15 protein-coding genes and 1 tRNA gene are annotated in these 16,873 nt (G+C 68.1%); 5 read left to right on the top strand and 11 right to left on the bottom strand.

The window, feature by feature from the left end; genetic code table 11:
- Positions 1 to 58: 58 nt before the first annotated feature.
- Together adh and ACZ50Q_RS02075 are read left to right on the top strand one after the other, a co-directional pair.
- Positions 59 to 1,588 carry an aldehyde dehydrogenase gene (adh, locus tag ACZ50Q_RS02080; RefSeq protein WP_076517554.1) on the top strand — a complete coding sequence of 510 codons (1,530 nt, stop codon included), beginning with the start codon at positions 59 to 61 and terminating at the stop codon, positions 1,586 to 1,588.
- Between the two features lie 76 nt (positions 1,589 to 1,664).
- Positions 1,665 to 2,042 (top strand): DUF779 domain-containing protein, encoded by a 378-nt coding sequence (locus ACZ50Q_RS02075; protein ID WP_464080391.1) that lies wholly within the window; start codon positions 1,665 to 1,667, stop codon positions 2,040 to 2,042.
- A gap of 26 nt (positions 2,043 to 2,068) precedes the next feature.
- On the opposite strand, the gene ACZ50Q_RS02070 is transcribed toward ACZ50Q_RS02075, so the two are convergent.
- Genes ACZ50Q_RS02070 through ACZ50Q_RS02060 form a run of 3 tightly spaced genes read right to left on the bottom strand, consistent with a single transcriptional unit; the run spans position 2,069 to position 3,188 of the window.
- The gene (locus tag ACZ50Q_RS02070) at positions 2,069 to 2,242 is read right to left on the bottom strand and encodes a hypothetical protein (protein WP_464080390.1); all 174 of its coding nucleotides are present in this window, start codon (positions 2,240 to 2,242) and stop codon (positions 2,069 to 2,071) included.
- On the bottom strand, positions 2,239 to 2,913 hold the full coding sequence (locus ACZ50Q_RS02065) for a DsbA family protein (RefSeq protein WP_464080389.1): 675 nt from the start codon (positions 2,911 to 2,913) through the stop codon (positions 2,239 to 2,241). Before ACZ50Q_RS02065 ends, ACZ50Q_RS02070 begins: the two co-directional genes overlap by 4 nt.
- Positions 2,913 to 3,188, bottom strand: coding sequence for a DUF2917 domain-containing protein (locus ACZ50Q_RS02060; protein ID WP_464080388.1), 276 nt, complete (start codon positions 3,186 to 3,188; stop codon positions 2,913 to 2,915). The genes ACZ50Q_RS02065 and ACZ50Q_RS02060 overlap by 1 nt, the downstream gene beginning before the upstream one ends.
- Positions 3,189 to 3,358: 170 nt before the next feature.
- Between ACZ50Q_RS02060 and ACZ50Q_RS02055 the strand changes: the two genes are divergently transcribed.
- Complete coding sequence (locus ACZ50Q_RS02055) at positions 3,359 to 4,276, top strand: LysR substrate-binding domain-containing protein (RefSeq protein ID WP_092576466.1); 918 nt, start codon at positions 3,359 to 3,361, stop codon at positions 4,274 to 4,276.
- Positions 4,277 to 4,304: 28 nt separating this feature from the next.
- Here ACZ50Q_RS02055 and selD read toward each other — a convergent pair whose 3' ends face one another.
- Positions 4,305 to 5,366, bottom strand: a complete 1,062-nt coding sequence (selD, locus tag ACZ50Q_RS02050) for a selenide, water dikinase SelD (RefSeq protein ID WP_464080387.1) — start codon at positions 5,364 to 5,366, stop codon at positions 4,305 to 4,307.
- Between the two features lie 139 nt (positions 5,367 to 5,505).
- Here selD and ACZ50Q_RS02045 point away from each other — a divergent pair, with 139 nt between their 5' ends.
- Positions 5,506 to 6,606, top strand: coding sequence for a transglutaminase-like domain-containing protein (locus ACZ50Q_RS02045; protein WP_464080386.1), 1,101 nt, complete (start codon positions 5,506 to 5,508; stop codon positions 6,604 to 6,606).
- A 25-nt stretch (positions 6,607 to 6,631) separates the two neighbouring features.
- Entirely contained in the window at positions 6,632 to 7,171 is a 540-nt protein-coding gene (locus ACZ50Q_RS02040; RefSeq protein WP_464080385.1) for a TlpA family protein disulfide reductase, read from the top strand.
- A gap of 282 nt (positions 7,172 to 7,453) precedes the next feature.
- On the opposite strand, the gene ACZ50Q_RS02035 is transcribed toward ACZ50Q_RS02040, so the two are convergent.
- The 7 genes from ACZ50Q_RS02035 to fdnG all read right to left on the bottom strand — a co-directional run bounded on the left by ACZ50Q_RS02035 (position 7,454) and on the right by fdnG (position 16,628).
- Positions 7,454 to 7,546, bottom strand: a tRNA-Sec gene (locus ACZ50Q_RS02035).
- 12 nt (positions 7,547 to 7,558) lie between these two features.
- Positions 7,559 to 9,514: a selenocysteine-specific translation elongation factor gene (selB, locus tag ACZ50Q_RS02030; protein ID WP_464080384.1), complete on the bottom strand. Its 1,956-nt coding sequence runs from the start codon at positions 9,512 to 9,514 to the stop codon at positions 7,559 to 7,561.
- Entirely contained in the window at positions 9,511 to 10,941 is a 1,431-nt protein-coding gene (gene selA / locus ACZ50Q_RS02025) for an L-seryl-tRNA(Sec) selenium transferase (RefSeq protein WP_464080383.1), read from the bottom strand. Before selA ends, selB begins: the two co-directional genes overlap by 4 nt.
- 24 nt (positions 10,942 to 10,965) lie before the next feature.
- Entirely contained in the window at positions 10,966 to 11,898 is a 933-nt protein-coding gene (gene fdhE, locus ACZ50Q_RS02020; protein WP_464080382.1) for a formate dehydrogenase accessory protein FdhE, read from the bottom strand.
- 126 nt (positions 11,899 to 12,024) lie between these two features.
- On the bottom strand, positions 12,025 to 12,657 hold the full coding sequence (locus ACZ50Q_RS02015) for a formate dehydrogenase subunit gamma (RefSeq protein WP_092576487.1): 633 nt from the start codon (positions 12,655 to 12,657) through the stop codon (positions 12,025 to 12,027).
- Positions 12,650 to 13,549 carry a formate dehydrogenase subunit beta gene (gene fdxH, locus ACZ50Q_RS02010; protein ID WP_092576489.1) on the bottom strand — a complete coding sequence of 300 codons (900 nt, stop codon included), beginning with the start codon at positions 13,547 to 13,549 and terminating at the stop codon, positions 12,650 to 12,652. The genes ACZ50Q_RS02015 and fdxH overlap by 8 nt, the downstream gene beginning before the upstream one ends.
- Before the next feature lie 10 nt (positions 13,550 to 13,559).
- Positions 13,560 to 16,628, bottom strand: coding sequence for a formate dehydrogenase-N subunit alpha (fdnG, locus tag ACZ50Q_RS02005; protein WP_464080381.1), 3,069 nt, complete (start codon positions 16,626 to 16,628; stop codon positions 13,560 to 13,562).
- Between the last annotated feature and the right edge of the window lie 245 nt (positions 16,629 to 16,873).

The raw sequence follows: 16,873 nt of genomic DNA, 5'->3' as shown, positions 1-16,873 counted from the left end.
TTTGCTTGATGCAAGACAGGCAGCCCACTGCCACCATCCCAACGATACGGAGACAAGCATGGACATCGCGACCCGCGTTACCCCGGAAACCTATGGCACGCGCCTGGACCTCAAGACGCAGTACGACAATTTCATCGACGGAAAATGGCAGTCGCCCGCGGATGGCGAATACTTCGACAACGTCACGCCGGTTACCGGCCAGACCCTGACGCGCAACGCGCGCTCCAAGGAGCGCGACATCGAACTGGCGCTGGACGCCGCGCATCGCGCCGCGCCGAAATGGGGATCGACCCCGGCCGCCGAACGCGCCCGCATGCTGATGCAGATCGCGGACGTGATGGAAGCCAACCTGGAACGCCTGGCCACGGCGGAAACCTGGGACAACGGCAAGCCCATCCGCGAAGCCCGCGCCGCCGACATTCCGCTGGCCATCGACCACTTCCGCTATTTCGCCTCGTGCATCCGCAGCCAGGAAGGCGGGCTATCCGAGATCGACCACGACACCGTGGCCTACCACTTCAACGAACCGCTGGGCGTGGTCGGCCAGATCATCCCCTGGAACTTCCCCATCCTGATGGCCGCATGGAAGCTCGCGCCCGCGCTGGCCGCCGGCAATTGCGTGGTGCTCAAGCCGGCCGAGCAGACGCCGCTGGGCATCCTGCTGCTGATGGAACTGATTGGCGACATCCTGCCGCCCGGCGTGGTGAACGTGGTGACGGGCTTCGGCCTGGAAGCGGGCAAGCCGCTCGCATCCAGCAAGCGCATCGCCAAGATCGCCTTCACCGGCGAAACCACCACCGGCCGGCTGATCATGCAGTACGCGTCGCAGAACATCATCCCGGTCACGCTGGAACTGGGGGGCAAATCGCCCAACATCTTCTTCGCGGACGTGGCCGCGCAGGACGACGACTTCCTGGACAAGGCCGTCGAAGGCTTCGTCATGTTCGCGCTGAACCAGGGCGAAGTGTGCACGTGCCCCAGCCGCGCGCTGATCCAGGAATCGCTCTACGACAAGTTCATGGAACGCGCCTTGAAGCGCGTGGCCGAAATCAAGCAGGGCAACCCGCTGGACGCGGACACCATGCTGGGCGCGCAGGCCTCCACCGAACAGCTCGAAAAGATCCTGTCCTACCTGGACATCGGCAAGCAGGAAGGCGCGGACGTCCTGGCGGGCGGCTCGCGCGCGCAGATGCAGGGCGCGCTGGAAGGCGGCTATTACGTGCAGCCCACGGTGTTCAAGGGCCACAACAAGATGCGCGTGTTCCAGGAAGAAATCTTCGGACCGGTCGTGGCGGTGACGACGTTCAAGGATGCCGACGACGCGCTGGCGCTGGCCAACGACACGCTGTATGGCCTGGGCGCCGGGGTGTGGTCGCGCGACGCCAACACGTGCTACCGGATGGGACGCGCCATCAAGGCGGGCCGCGTGTGGACCAACTGCTATCACGCCTATCCCGCGCACGCGGCGTTCGGCGGCTACAAGCAGTCCGGCATCGGACGCGAAAACCACAAGATGATGCTCAACCACTACCAGCAGACGAAGAACCTGCTGGTGAGCTATTCGCCGAAGAAGCTGGGGTTCTTCTGAGTCCCTTGTCCCGAGCCGCGTGACGCGGCCATTTTGCGCGCCGGGTCCGCCCGGCGCGCCCGCGAGGAATCCAGCCATGGCAGAGCACACGCCACGCGTGGTCGCGACCGACGAGGCGCGCCATCTCATCGACACCCTGCGCGCCAAGCACGGCCCGCTGATGTTCCACCAGTCCGGCGGCTGCTGCGATGGCAGCTCGCCCATGTGCTATCCGCTGGGCGAGTTCATGGTCGGCGGCTCCGACGTGCTGCTGGGCGACCTGGAGGGGTGCCCGTTCTACATTGGTGAAGACCAGTTCGCGTACTGGGAGCACACCCAGCTCGTCATCGACGCGGTGCCCGGGCGAGGCGGCGCCTTCTCGCTGGACAGCGCCGAAGGCAAGCGCTTCCTGCTGCGCTCGCGCCTGTATTCCGACGAGGAGTGGGCCAACGTCGCGCCGGTCAGCAAAGGGTAACCAGCCCGGGGTAACCAGCCGGGCGCTCAGCCGCGCTTGCCGTGGCCCCCGCTGCTGGCCAGGCTCTGATCCTCGTGCGCGGCGCGCTCGGCCTGCTTCCATTGGAACGACACCCGCCGGATGCGGGCGGCGCGAAATTGCGTGAACGAACGGCCGCCCGGCATGGGCGCGCCGCGATAGGCGCTGCTTGCGTTTTTCATTGCTGATGATGCAGTGACGAGAAATCTTGCGATGCGCGGGGGGCCGGCGTGGCGGGCGCGACGCGGCGGGCCCAGTCCAGCGCATCCTCCAGGCGGTCATTGCCCCAGAACATTTCGCCTTCCACGAAGAACGTCGGCGCGCCGAAGAGGCCCAGGTTGCGCGCGCGGTCGACCTGCTTGCGCAGCGCCTCCTTGGCGGCCTCGGTCTTGGCGCGGGCGATGAGCGCGTCGGCATCCAGCGACAGGCCCGTGAGCAGATCGTGCACCACGTCCTCGGACTGAATATCCAGGTCATGCTGGAAGTTGGCGCGGAACACCGCCACGCAGAAATCGCGGCCCCAGGATTCGTCCTGGCCCAGCAGCGCGATGCGCGCGGGCAGCACGCTCATGCGGGGAAACAGCCGCGGGCGGTTGTAAACCACGCCGTACTTTTCGGCCAGGCGGGCGATGTCGCGCATCATATAGGCGCCCTTGCCCGGGAACAGGCGGAACGGCGAATCGTTCCACCCCTGGGCCTGGAAGATCGGGCCCAGCAGAAAGGGCCGCAGGGCGACCTTCACGCCCGCGTTCCGCGCGAGGCTGTCGATGCGCTCGATCGCCAGATAGCTGTAGGGACTGGCGAAATCGAACCACATGTCGATGCGGGGCGTATCGGACGAGGACGCGGTCATTACAGGAACTCCGGTTGGCCTGCATGGCTGGGCGGGGCGCAGGCCAACCGCGCCTCGCACCGGCCCTGGGAAAGTAGCGCGACCTGCGCATCCGGCAGGCCGCTGATGACGACGTCGCGATTGCTGTCCACGGTCAGGGATTCGCCCGCTTGCAGCACGCTGTCATCGAAGCGGCGGTATTCGGATATCCACAAGGTGCCGGCGTGACACACGATGCGCACGCCCGAAGCGCGCTTGAGCAGCATAGTCGAGCCGCCGGCCAAACGGAATGACATTCCCGCAGTGCAACATAACTGGATCATGGCGTACCTCCCGGCCGCGGCAGCGGCTATCGCGGCGGATGACCGGGATTTTGTCCCGGTCACCCAACGCCTGAGTCATATTGGACGCCGCGGCGTACTATTGCTCAAGCGACATTTCCGTCCGACTCGCATGAGTTTTACGAATGCCATACCCTCTAGCGAAGCTCCCCCCGCTTGATCTCGTCCGCGGCTTCGTCGCCGTCGGCCGACGCATGAGCATCACGCTCGCCGCGCAGGACCTGCACGTCACGCAGTCCGCAGTCAGCCGCCAGATCCGCGCGCTGGAAGCGCACCTGGGCGTGCCGTTGCTGGTGCGCGGCTTTCGCAGCGTGACGTTCACGTCCGAAGGCGCGCAACTGTTTCGCATGGCCGACGTGTGGCTCAGCCAGCTCGGCGACCTGACCGAACAACTGCGCGCCCCCGAGCGGCGCACGCCCGTCACGGTCACCACCACCATCGGCGTGGCCTCGCTGTGGCTGTTGCCCAGGCTGGGGGATTTTCAGGCGGCGCATCCCGACATCGACGTGCGCGTGGCCGCCGACAACCGGCTGATCGACATCGACCGCGAGGCCGTCGACATCGCCATCCGCTACAGCGTGCGCGACACCGTGCCGGACGGCGCGGTCTGGTTGTTCGGAGAATCGGTGGTGCCGGTTGCGCACCCGTCGCTGAAGGCGCGCGCGCTCGACGCGCGCGAGCTGCAGCGCCACGTGCTGCTGGAATTCGACGATCCGACGCGGCCGTGGCTGCAATGGTCCGAATGGCTGAGCGCGCGCGGCCTGGGCCGGGTGCGCGCCAAGGGCATGCTGCGGTTCAACCAGTACGACCAGATCGTCCATGCCGCGCTGGCGGGCCACGGCATCGCGCTGGGCAGGTTGGCGCTGATTGCGCCGATGCTGGCGGACCAGCGGCTGGCCATCGTCGGCAGCCAGGAGGCCAGCGCCACCGAGCATGCCTACTGGCTGGTGCGCAACGCGCGCCGCAGCACGCCCGACGCGGACGTCGTCACGCGCTGGCTGACGGAACAGGCGGCGGCCACCGCCCGCGACCTGACCGGCTGATTGCGCGCGCCGCCATCAGGCGGACCGGTCAGTCCACCACGACCTGCGCGTCGCCGGCGACCATGTCGCCGACCACGGCGGCCTGCCCGAATCCCTGTTCGTGAAACACCTTGAGGACCGCATCGGCGACCTCCGGCGCGCACGCCACCAGCAGGCCGCCCGAGGTCTGCGGGTCGGTCAGCAACGCGCGCTGCGTGTCCGAGACGCGCGCCCCCAGGCGCACGGATTCGCCATACGACGCCCAGTTGCGGCCCGAGGCCCCCGTGATCACGCCGTCCGCGGCGAACGCCTGCACGCCGGGCAGCAACGGCAGCGCATCCAGCCGCAGGCGGGCCGTCAGCCCGGCCCCGCGCGCCATCTCCAGCGCATGCCCCAGCAAGCCAAAGCCAGTGACGTCGGTGATGGCGTGCACGCCGTCCAGCGCGGCCAGCGCCGGCCCGGGACGGTTCAGGCGCGTGGTCGTGTCTATCATCACGCGGTAGCCGTCCACGTCCAGAAGGTTCTTCTTCAAGGCCGCCGACAGGATGCCCACGCCCAGGCCCTTGCCCAGGATCAGCACGTCGCCCGCGCGCGCGTCGGCATTGCGCTTGATCCTGCCCGGATGCACCAGTCCCATCGCGGCCAGGCCATAGATGGGCTCGACCGAATCGATGCTGTGGCCCCCGGCCACCGGAATGCCTGCGTCCGCGCAGACCGATTCGCCGCCCCGAAGGATCTCGGCAATGACGCCGTGCGGCAGCACGTTGATCGGCATTCCCACGATGGCAAGCGCCATGATCGGCGTGCCGCCCATCGCATACACGTCCGACAGCGCGTTGGTCGCGGCGATGCGGCCGAAATCGAAGGGATCGTCCACGATGGGCATGAAGAAATCGGTGGTGGCGATGAGCGCCTGCTCGTCGTTGAGCCGGTACACCGCCGCATCGTCGGCGGTTTCCGTGCCCACCAGCAGGTTCGGATAACTGGCCGCCGGGCCAAACCGCGCCAGCAGCGCCGACAGCACGCCGGGCGCGATCTTGCAGCCGCAGCCGCCGCCATGCGACAGCGAGGTCAAGCGCGGCACATTCGTGGACGCTACATCCTGGGTCATCTCGGTCTCCGTAAGTCGGTCGAAAAAGGATAGCACCGCCCCCACGATTGGCCCTATGATCAATCGCAGCATGCAGCAACGGACGGCCGCCCGGCCACGGGCGCACCGACAGCCAATCTTCACCGTGCGTGGGGGCTTTATGGACCGCCGACACTTTCTCCGTTTCTCGGGCGCCCTGTGCGCCGCCACCGCCGCGCTGCCTCATGCCGCGCGCGCCCAGCAAACCCCCGTCGCCACCGCGTGGCGCACCTACGAGCTGACCACTACCGTCAGCGTCAACGAAGCCGCCCCCCATACCCGCATCTGGCTGCCCGTGCCCTACGCGACCGACACGTCGTACCAGCGCGGCGTGCAGAACACCTGGCAGGTCAGCGCCGGCGGCGTCGCGGCGCTGATGCAGTCTCCGGGCTATGGCGTCCAGATGCTCGCCGTCCAATGGCCCGATGCGCAGGGCCCGCGCACCGTCACGCTGACCAGCCGCGTCCAGACCCGCAACCGCCGCGTCGACCTGACCCAGCCGCCGCCCGCCGATGCCGCGCGCGAAAGCCCCGCCGCGCTGCGCGAATTCCTGCAGCCCACCGCCCTCCTGCCCACCGACGGCATCGTCAAGACCACCGCCGACCGCATCACCCAGGGCCACCAGGGCGACCTGGCGCGCGCCCGCGCCATCTACGACTGGGTCGTCGTGAACACCTGCCGCACGGCGTCCACGCGCGGCTGCGGCACGGGCGACGTGCGCTACATGCTCACGGCCAACGACCTGAACGGCAAATGCGCGGACATCAACGCGCTCTTCGTGGCGCTTGCCCGCGCGGCCGGCATCCCGGCGCGCGACGCCTACGGCGTGCGCGTGGACAACTCGCAACTGGGCTACAAGAGCCTGGGCAAGGCCGGCGACGTGACCCGCGCCCAGCACTGCCGCGCCGAGTTCTATGCCGCCGGCCATGGCTGGATTCCGGTGGACCCCGCCGACGTGCGCAAGGTCATGCTTGAAGAGCCGCCGGGCGAACTGCCCCTGACCGACGCCAAGGTGCGCGCCGCGCGCGTCATGCTGTTCGGCGCGTGGGAAATGAACTGGGTCGCCTACAACCACGGCCACGACGTCGTGCTGCCGGGCACCGCGCACGGCCCCGTCCCTTTCCTGATGTATCCCAACGGCGAGACCGCCGCGGGCCGCCTGGACAGCCTGGACCCCGACAGCTTCAGCTACCGCATCACCGCCAGGCCCATCGCCATCTGATCGCCAGGCCCGCCGGAGTCCGCCCGTGATCACCCGCCGCCGCCTCCTGCAAACCGGCCTGGCGCTCGCGGCCCTGCCCGGCTGGGCCGGCGCCGCCAGCGACTCGGCCCTCAAGACCGCGACCGGTCCGGACTGGGCGCCCTGGACCGGCCCCACGCCGCCGCTCGTCCTGCCGGATCTGTCCGGGCGCGAACAAAAGCTCTCGGCCTGGCGCGGCAATGTGGTCATCGTGAGCTTCTGGGCCACGTGGTGCGACCCGTGCCGGGATGAAATCCCCATCATGTCCACCATGGCCAAGCGCCACCGCGAAGAAGGGCTGCGCCTCATCGCCGTCAACGTCGGCGACTCGCCCGCCAAGATTTCGGCGTTCCTGAAAAAGTGGCCGGTGGCCGGCACGGTGCTGCATGACCGCAACAGCACGGCCTCCAAGAAATGGGATGCCGCGGGCCTGCCGGCCAACTACCTGGTCGACCGTGGCGGCACGGTCAGGTACTGGCACCTGGGCGAACTGGATTGGAAGTCTCACACGGTGGGCGGCGTGGTGACGCGCATGCTGCGCAGTTAAAGCCTGCAGCATCACGACGCAAGACGCCCCCCCAACAGAATGCCAAGCAAACCGCCCTCCCCAGCAATCGCCCGATCCCTCACCGCCCCAGCACGTGGCGGCGCGGGGTCCGTGTTGCGGGCCGTTTAGATAGCGCCCGGCGGAATCCGAAGGGAGCCGAAGGCGGACGAGGATGAGTACGGGGAAGGCCGGAGCGAAGGCTCCGGACCGCTATCGGAGGCCCGCAACACGGACCCCGCGACGCCGCGGGCGGCAGAAGAACCCCAACGGCAAAAAAACCGGCGGAAGGCAGCAGGAGTCGAACCTACCTGGGAACGTCTGACGCCCCCAACCGGGTTTGAAGCCCGGCCGTGCCGCCGGGCACGGATGCCTTCCCTGGCGGACCGCCTATGATACCGGCTCGGCGGACGGCTGCGACGCCGCGTACGCGCTTTCACCGCGCAGCACATGCGTGTCCCGCACCCGCCGCGTATACCCCACGCGGTCGAAGAACTCCAGGATCTGGATCGCGCGCTTGCGCCCCAGCCCCGTCGCATCCCGGAACACCGCCGCATTCAAGCCTGGCGGCTGGCCGGCCAGGTCCGCCGCCAGCGCCGCCAGCTTGCGCACCTGATCGCGGTGATAGAACAGATCCTTGACCACCTGCGCGACGTCCCCGCGCCGCACCAGCTTGCGCAGCAACTGGCGCACGCCGTCCTCGGACGCGTTCTGCATCTTCGCCAGGTCGCGCACCCACGGCGGATCGAACGCGCCTTGCGCCAGGAGCGGCAGCAGCCGCGCCGCCAGCGCGGACTCCGCTTCCGCCAGCGTCGCCGTGTGCGACGGCAGATGCAGCCACGGCCCATTGCGCGCGACACGTCCGTCGCGCTGCAATTCGTCCAGCAGCGACGTCCAGAGCGCCTCCGGCATCGCCGGGATCGCGGGGTTCGCCATCCGGCGCAAGCGCGCCCCATCCGGACCCGGCTCGTCCGGCGCCCCCTGGTGGAACGCCGCCAGCGCCTGCTCGACCCGTTCGCGCAGCGCCTCCCAATGCGCGCGCCGAATCAGCGTGCGCGGCGCCTGTGCATTGCGCGACGCGATCCACAGCGCGCCCTCGGGCGCCGCGATCTCGCTCACCGGCCTGCCCGTCAGCCGCTGCAACGCCGCCTCGTCCAGACCCAGCGGCGCCTGCGCCAGCACCGGCGGCAGGCCGGCGCCGTCCAGCATCTCGGTCAGCGCCTGCAACCCCGCCAGCCGCGACGCCGCGCGGCGCTTCCTGTCCGGCGCATTCGGATCCAGCACCCGGCCGCCGCCGACCGTGCGCGTCGCCTGCGCATTGCGCACGATGTAGCGGTCGCCCGGCATGGCGCAGACCGGCTCGTCGAACACCAGTTGCACCCAACCCGACTGCCCGGGCGCCAGCGACTCCGCGCTGATCGGCACCGCGTGCGCCACATGGTGCGCCGCGCCGATGTGCACGTGCAGCGGCGCCCACGCGCGCACCGGGGCATCGGCCGACGGCAGCAGCGTCAGCGCCACGTCCACATGCCGCGACGGCAGGAAACAGCGCGCGTCCGCGATCCAGTCGCCGCGCGCGATCGCGCTCTTGTCGATGCCGGCCAGGTTCAGCGCGCAGCGTTGCCCGGCCGCGCCCGTCTCGCTGGGCTGGTTCTGCGCGTGGATGCCGCGCACCCGGACCCGCGTGCCGGCGGGCATCAGCCGCAGGTCGGCCGCCTCGTCGTCCGCGCGGACCAGGCCGGCATGCGCCGTGCCGGTCACCACCGTGCCATGGCCCGACAGCGTGAACACGCGATCCACCGCCAGCCGGAACAGGCCCGACGCCTCGCGCCGCGCCACCGCCTGGGCCTGCGCGTGCAGGTAGGCCTTCAGTTGCGCCACGCCCGCGTCATCGGGCTGCGCCGCGTTCGTGCCGAACACGAGCGCGTCTTCCAGGAACGTGCCCGCCGCCAGCGCCGCGATCTCGCCGCGCACCGCGGCCAGTTGCGCCGCGTCCGCGCGGTCCGTCTTGGTCAGCGCGACCGCGCCGCGCGCCACGCCCAGCATCGACAGGATGGCCAGGTGCTCGCGCGTCTGCGGCATCACGCCGTCGTCCGCGGCCACCACCAGCAGCCCAAAATCGATCCCGCTGGCGCCGGCCGCCATCGTATGCACCAGTTTTTCGTGGCCCGGCACGTCGATGAAGCCCAGCACGTCGCCATTGGCGAGCGGCGTGTAGGCATAGCCCAGCTCGATCGAAATGCCGCGCGCCTTCTCTTCCTTCAGGCGGTCCGTGTCCACGCCCGTCAGCGCGCGCACCAGCGTCGTCTTGCCGTGGTCGATATGCCCCGCGGTGCCGACGATCATGCCAGCGGCTCCGCCAGCTGCGCCGAAAAGTCGGCCTCGTCGCGCGCTTCCAGGCAGCGCAGATCGAGCCACAGCGCATCATCGGCGATGCGCCCGATCACGGGCACCGGCAGGCGCCGCAGCAGCGTCTCCAGCCGGTCCAGATGGCGGCCCGGGCGGCCGCTGCCCGCGTGGCGAACCGCCAGTCCGTAACTGGGAAGCTGGTCGATCGGCAGCGCGCCGCTGCCGATCTGGCTGAACATCGGCACCGCCTCCACCGCGTAGCCCGGGCCCGCCGCATGCGCCAGCACGCCGCGCAGCCGTTCGGCCTGCGGCTGGATATCGCGCAGCGGCCGCGTCAACAGGCGCAGCGTCGTCAGCCGCTGGGCCAGGAACTCGGGCGCGCGGTACAGGTGCAGCACCGGCTCCAGCGCGGCCAGCGTCAGCTTTCCCACGCGCAGCGCGCGCTTGAGCGGATTCTTCTTGATCTTGCGGATCAGGTCGGCGCGGCCCACCAGCAGGCCCGCCTGCGGTCCGCCCAGCAGCTTGTCGCCGCTGAAGGTGACCAGGTCGGCGCCCGCGGCGATGGTCTCGCGCACCGTGTCTTCCTTGGGCAGCCCGAACTGCGTCAGGTCCACCAGCGTGCCGCTGCCCAGGTCCACCGTGGCGGGCAGGCCGCGCGCGTGCGCCATCGCCGCCACCTCGGCGACCCCCACGCTCTTGGTGAAACCCGTCACCGCGTAATTGCTGCAATGCACCTTCATCAGCATCGCGGTGCGCGGGCCGATGGCGTTCTCGTAGTCCGCCGCGTGCGTGCGGTTGGTGGTGCCGACCTCGACCAGCCTGGCGCCCGCGCGCTTCATGATGTCGGGGATGCGGAACGCGCCGCCGATCTCGACCAGTTCGCCGCGCGACACCACCACCTCGCGGCGGTCCGCCAGCGCGTTGAGCATCAGCAGCACGGCCGCGGCATTGTTGTTGACCACGGTCGCGGCCTCGGCGCCCGTCAGCTCGCACAGCAGGTCATCGATGAGGTCATCGCGGTCGCCGCGCCCGCCGCTGTCCAGGTCGAACTCCAGGTTGGCGGGCGTGGTCAGGGCGCGCAGCACCGACGCCACCGCCTCGTCGGGCAGCAGCGCGCGCCCGAGATTCGTGTGCAGCACGGTCCCGGTCAGGTTGTAGACGGCGCGCAGGCGCGGCTGGGCCGCCTTGTCCAGCGCGGCCGACGTGCGCGCCGCCACCGCGGCGGCATCCAGCTCGTGGCGCGGCAGCTCGCCGTCCAGTGCGCGCCGGCGCAACGCATCGAGTTCGCGGCGCAGCGCGGCGACCACCTGGGTGCGGCCATGCGCGTCCAGCGCCGGGCGCAATGCCTCGGCATTGAGCAGGCGGTCCAGCGAGGGAATGTCGGACGCCGCGGCCCGGCTGGCGCCGGACAGTTGATCTGCCATGCGAGACTCCGTCATCGAGACGCCCTAGTCCTGGGCGCCGTGCCACAGCAGCGGATTGCCGCTGGACCGCGAATAGCCCGCCTCGCCCACCAGCACGTCCAGCATCAGGCTGGCCAGATCGTCGGCCACCGGCTCCACGTACAGGTCCTTGTCCTGGTAGAAGATCTTGCGGTAGGTATGGCAGTTGTCACAGGTCTCGGCCTTGATGGCGGGCGTGCGGCCTTCGATGGCCTGGTACGCGACCTTCTCCACGTCCTCGCAGTGCGAGCACTTCACGCGCACCATGTGCCACTGCGTCGCGCACAGGCTGCAGCACAGATAGCGGTAGCCCTCGTATTGGCCGCCCACGCGCACGATGCTGGCGACCGGCAGGCTGCCGCACACCGGGCACACCCCGAACGGGCTGGCGACGGGAAGCTGCCGGGGATCGAAGCGGCTGGCCAGGTCCGTCCAGTAGACCTGCAGCGCCGCCATGACGAACGGCGCGGCGGCGCTGTCCACGCCCTGGTCCTGTTCGGACAGCACGGCCTGGGCCAGGTCTTCGAGCGATTCGGTGTCGGCCTCGCGCGCGCGGTTCAGCGCGGCGCAGACATCGATGGCCTCGGCAGGCACGCCCGGCGCACGCGCCACGTCGTCCAGCAACTGACCCAGGATGCGGCGCCATAGCGGGTCGCGCGGCCAGCCCACGGCCTGCAGCGGCGGCATGCCGTGCGCCTGGGCCAGCGCGATGCGGTCTTCGGTGGCTTGCGGCGCCGCGCAGTCCTTCAGGGCGCGATGCTGGGCATCGACCAGGTGCGCCATCAGCAGCAGGTAGTCGCCCACCGGATTGCCCTCGGCAAGCTGGCGCAGACGGGTGGCCCGCACGGCGAAGACGGAATCCCGCTCCGGCAGGGTGATGCGGGGAATGGCGTTATGGTCTAGCGCTTCGATCTCGCCACGCGGAAGAATTCGCTGCAATTCTCGTCTCCAGAGAAACAAACACGGCTGCCAGCCTCCGGGGAGGATAGCAGCCGTGCGATCACGACATGCCGGCCCTGAAAAAAGGGCCGAGTGAGGCAGGGAGCGACCGCGCCGCGCGCGGGACTACTTTTTCACCTGCTCCCGGAACCAGGCGCGATGGTGCTTCCACGCCCAGCCGGCGGTGACGTAGCCGCGCAGCATCGCCGTGAGCGACCCCTTTACCCAGATCGCCGCGTAAATATGCACAATGATCGCGCAAATCAGCACCAGCGCACAAACCGCGTGCACCACGGACGCGGCGCGGACCACCCAGATCGGGAAATAAAACGCGAAGTACTCGCGCCAGATCACGATGCCGCTGACCATCAGCCCCAGCATGCACAGCACCAGCACGAAGAACAGGAGCTTCTGGCCGGCGTTGTATTTGCCGACCTCGGGCAGCTTTTCCTCGCGGTTCTCGACCACGTCGTCGAGCTGCCTGAGCCACTGGCGGTCCGCGCGGGTCAGCAGGTTGTGGCGCCACATGTGTCCGGCGAACACCGCAAAGCAGGCGAACATCACCACCCCGATGAACGGATGCAGGATCCGGGTCCAGGGACCGCCCCCGAAGAGGTTGGTGAGCCAGTACATGGACGGATGAAAGAGCGCCAGCCCGGACAAGGCGAGCAGGATGAACGTGAGCGCGATGATCCAGTGGTTGGTGCGCTCGCCGGGCGTGTAGCGCTTGATCAGGCGATAGCGGCGGTCTTCATTCATGGCGAACCTCTTCTTCGGCCCTGCGTTCGTCTTCCTCGGTCACTTCGTTGCGGCCGACCCGCGCATAGTGGAAAAAGCCCGCCAGCGCGGTCAGCGCCATCATGGCCAGGCCCAGCGGCTTGGCCAGGCCCTTCCACAGGGACACCATGGGACTGACCCGCGGATCGGCGGGCAGCCCGTGGTAGAGCCCCGGCTGGTCGGCATGATGCAGCACGTACATGACGTGCGTGCCGCCCACGCCCGCCGGGTCGTACACCCCGGCCTGCGCAAAGCCGCGCGACTTCAGGTCCTCGACGCGCTCGGCGGCATGCTGGTGCATGTCGTCCTTGGTGCCGAAGACGATGGCGCCGGTGGGACAGGCCTTGACGCAGGCCGGCTCCATGCCGACGGCCACGCGGTCCGAGCACAGCGTGCACTTGTATGCCTTGTGGTCTTTCTTGGAAATGCGCGGCACGTTGAACGGACAGCCGGTGATGCAGTAGCCGCAACCGATGCAGTTTTCTTCGTGGAAGTCCACGATGCCGTTGTTGTACTGGACGATGGCGCCCGGCGAGGGACAGGCTTTCAGGCAGCCCGGCTCCGCGCAGTGCATGCAGCCGTCCTTGCGGATCAGCCATTCCAGGTCGCCGGCGGGATTCTCGAACTCCGAGAAGCGCATGACGGTCCAGGAATGCTCGGTGAGGTCGGCCGGGTTGTCGTAAACGCCCACGTTGACGCCGATCTCGTCGCGCAGGTCGTTCCACTCCATGCAGGCGCTCTGGCACGCCTTGCAGCCGATACACTTGGAGACGTCGATCAGCTTGGCCACCGAGCCCGTGACGGGCTCACGGATGCCGGGCGGCGGCGTGGTGGTGGCGGAGCGCCGCTTGATGTCTAGGGATTGCATGGACATGTCGGTTCTCCTATACCTTTTCGACCTTCACCAGGAACGACTTGAATTCCGGCGTCTGGGAATTGCCGTCGCCCACGAATGGCGTCAGGGTGTTGGCAAGGAAGCCCGGCCGGGCGATGCCCACGAAGCCCCAGTGGATGGGAATGCCGACCTGGTGCACCGTCTTGCCCTCGACGGTGAGCGGACGGATCCGCTTGGTGACGAGCGCCACGGCCTTGATGTAACCGCGGTTGGACGTCACCTTGACGCGCGATCCGTTGGGGATGCCCAGTTCCTTGGCCAGCGCCTCGCCGATCTCCACGAATTGCTCGGGCTGGAGAATGGAGGTGATGCGGACGTTCTTGGTCCAGTAATGGAAGTGCTCGGTCAGGCGGTACGTGGTGGCCACGTAGGGGAAGTTCTCGACCGTGCCCATTGCCGCGAGGTCATCCTTGAAAATGCGCGCGGCCGGATTGCTGGTGACGCCCTTGGCCTTCGGGTACAGCGGGTTATAGCCCAGCGGGTTTTCGAAGGGCTCGTAGTGTTCCGGGAACGGCCCTTCGGCCAGGCCCGCCCGCGCAAAGAAGCGCGCCACGCCTTCGGGGTTCATGATGAACGGCCCCATGCCGCCAGCCGGGTTTTCGTCGCCCTTGAAGTCGGGGATGTCGGCGCCGGCCCAGATCTTGCCGTTCCAGGCGATGAGCTGGCGCCGCGGATCGAACGGCTTGCCTTCGAGGTTGCACGAGGCGCGGTTGTACAGGACGCGGCGGTTGGCCGGCCACGCCCAGGCCCAGTTCAGGGTCTGGCCGATGCCGGTGGGGTCGCTGTTGTCGCGGCGCGCCATGAGGTTGCCGCCCGGCCCCCAGGCGCCGGCGAAGATCCAGCAGCCGCTGGCGGTGGACCCGTCGTCGCGAAGCTCGGCAAAGCCCGCGAGCTGCTCGCCGCCGCGGCGCATGATCTTCGTGGGGTCCTTGGGATCGGCAAGGTCCACCAGCGCACGGCCCGTGTATTCCTTGGCCAACTCCTCGGCCGTCGGGTTCTGCGGGTTGGAATATGGCCACGACAGGTTGACGATGGGATCGGGGTACTTGCCGCCTTCGTCCTGGTACATCTTGCGCAGGCGCGTGAACAGCAGCGCCATGATCTCGATGTCGCTCTTGGCTTCGCCCGGGGGCTCGGCGCCCTTCCAGTGCCACTGCAGCCAGCGGCCGGAATTGACCAGCGCGCCGTCTTCCTCGGCGAAACAGGTGGTGGGCAGGCGAAAGACCTCGGTCTGGATCTTGGACGGATCCACGTCGTTGGCTTCGCCGGCATTGCGCCAGAACTCCGAGGTCTCGGTGGCCAGCGGGTCCATGATGACCAGGAACTTGAGCTTGGCGAAGCCATCGTTCAGCTTGCCCTTGTTGGGCGCGGCGGCCAGCGGGTTGAAGCCCTGGGCGATGTAGCCGTTCATCTTGCCCTGCACCATGAGCTCGTAGACCTGCAGCATGTCGTAGAGCTTGTCCAGCTTGGGCAGGTAGTCGAAAGCCCAGTTGTTCTCGGCCGTGGCCGCGCCGCCCCACCAGGCCTTCATCAGGCTGACGTGGAACTTGTGATAGTTCTGCCAGTAGCTGAGCTGGTTGGGACGCAGCGGCTTGAGCGTGCGCGTGTCGATGTACTTGGCGTAGTCCTGCTCCGGCTCGTTGGGCAGCGTCATGTAGCCCGGCAGCAGGTTCGACATCAGGCCCAGGTCGGTCAAGCCCTGGATGTTCGAGTGCCCGCGCAGCGCATTCATGCCGCCGCCGGCGATGCCGATGTTGCCCAGCAGCAGCTGCACCATCGCGCCGGTGCGGATCATCTGCGAACCGATGGAGTGCTGCGTCCAGCCGAGCGCGTAGAGGATGGTGGCGGCGCGGTTGGGCGCGGCCGTGGACGCCAGCAGGTCGCACACGGTCAGGAACTTGTCCTTGGGCGTGCCGCAGACGCGTTCGACCATGTCGGCCGTGTAGCGCGAATAGTGCTTCTTGAGCAGTTGGTAGACCGTGCGCGGATGCTGCAGCGTGGGGTCGGTCTTGACGTAGCCGTCCTCGCCGCGCTCGTAGTCCCAGGATTGCTTGTCGTAGGTGCGTTTTTCGGCGTTGTAGCCCGAGTACAGCCCTGCATCGAACGCGAAATCCTCGCGCACGAGGAACGAAAAGTCGGTGTAGTTGCGCACGTACTCGTGCTGGATCTTGTCGTGATCCAACAGGTACTTGATGACGCCACCCAGGAAGATGATGTCGGTGCCGGTGCGTATGGGCGCGTAGAAGTCCGCCACGGATGCCGAGCGCGTGAAGCGCGGATCCACGACGATCAGCTTGGCCTTGTTATGGGCCTTGGCTTCGGTGACCCATTTGAAGCCGCACGGGTGCGCCTCGGCGGCATTGCCGCCCATGATCAAAACAATGTCCGCGTTCTTGATGTCGACCCAATGGTTCGTCATCGCTCCACGGCCAAACGTCGGGGCAAGACCTGCCACCGTCGGGCCATGTCAGACACGGGCTTGGTTATCGAATGCCAGCATCCCCATGCTGCGCACGGTCTTGTGCGTGATGTAGCCGACCTCGTTGCTGCTTGCCGAGGCCGCCAGCATGCCGGTGGTCACCCACCGGTTGACGGTCTTGCCGTCCGCGGTCTTCTCGACGAAGTTCGCGTCGCGGTCGGCCTTCATGAGCTTGGTGATGCGGGTAAGGGCTTCGTCCCAGGACATCCGCACCCACTTGTCTGAACCGGGCGCCCGGTATTCCGGGTACTTCAGGCGGTTGGGACTGTGGATGAAGTCGATCAGGGCCGCGCCCTTCGGACAGAGGGTGCCGCGGTTGACGGGGTGGTCGGGGTCGCCTTCGATGTGCATGATGCTGGCGCGCGCGTTCTTCGAGCCATCGCCCAGGCCGTACATCAGCAAACCACAGGCCACCGAACAGTAGGGACAGGTGTTGCGCGTTTCTGTCATGCGCGCAAGCTTGAACTGGCGCACTTCGGCCATGGCCGTACCGGGGGCTACCCCCAGCATGGCCAGGCTGGAGCCTGCCAGGGTTGCACCGGTCACCTTGAAGAACTGGCGGCGATTCATGTTGACCATGAAGCACTCCTCTCCGGGTGTATGAAGGAAGCGGGAATTTCCTGGACGAAAAGCCCTACGGCTTCCAAGGGAATTTGAGCAAGTATAGGCCTACGAATTGGGCGCGTCATGCTGCGCGCAGCGCGCGGTTTTGGCGTCGGTCCGAGATTTGGCGCGTAAATGCGCCTTCTTCGCGGAATTTGCGGCACTGCAGCGCTGCTACGATGGCCGGCGGCCGCGGTGTTCCCGCGGCCCACGCTGCCGCC

The organism is Achromobacter sp. T5-5 (genome assembly GCF_055397965.1).
The sequence above is the reverse complement of the archived record's forward strand: the minus strand, read 5'-3'. Positions and strand labels throughout refer to the sequence as shown.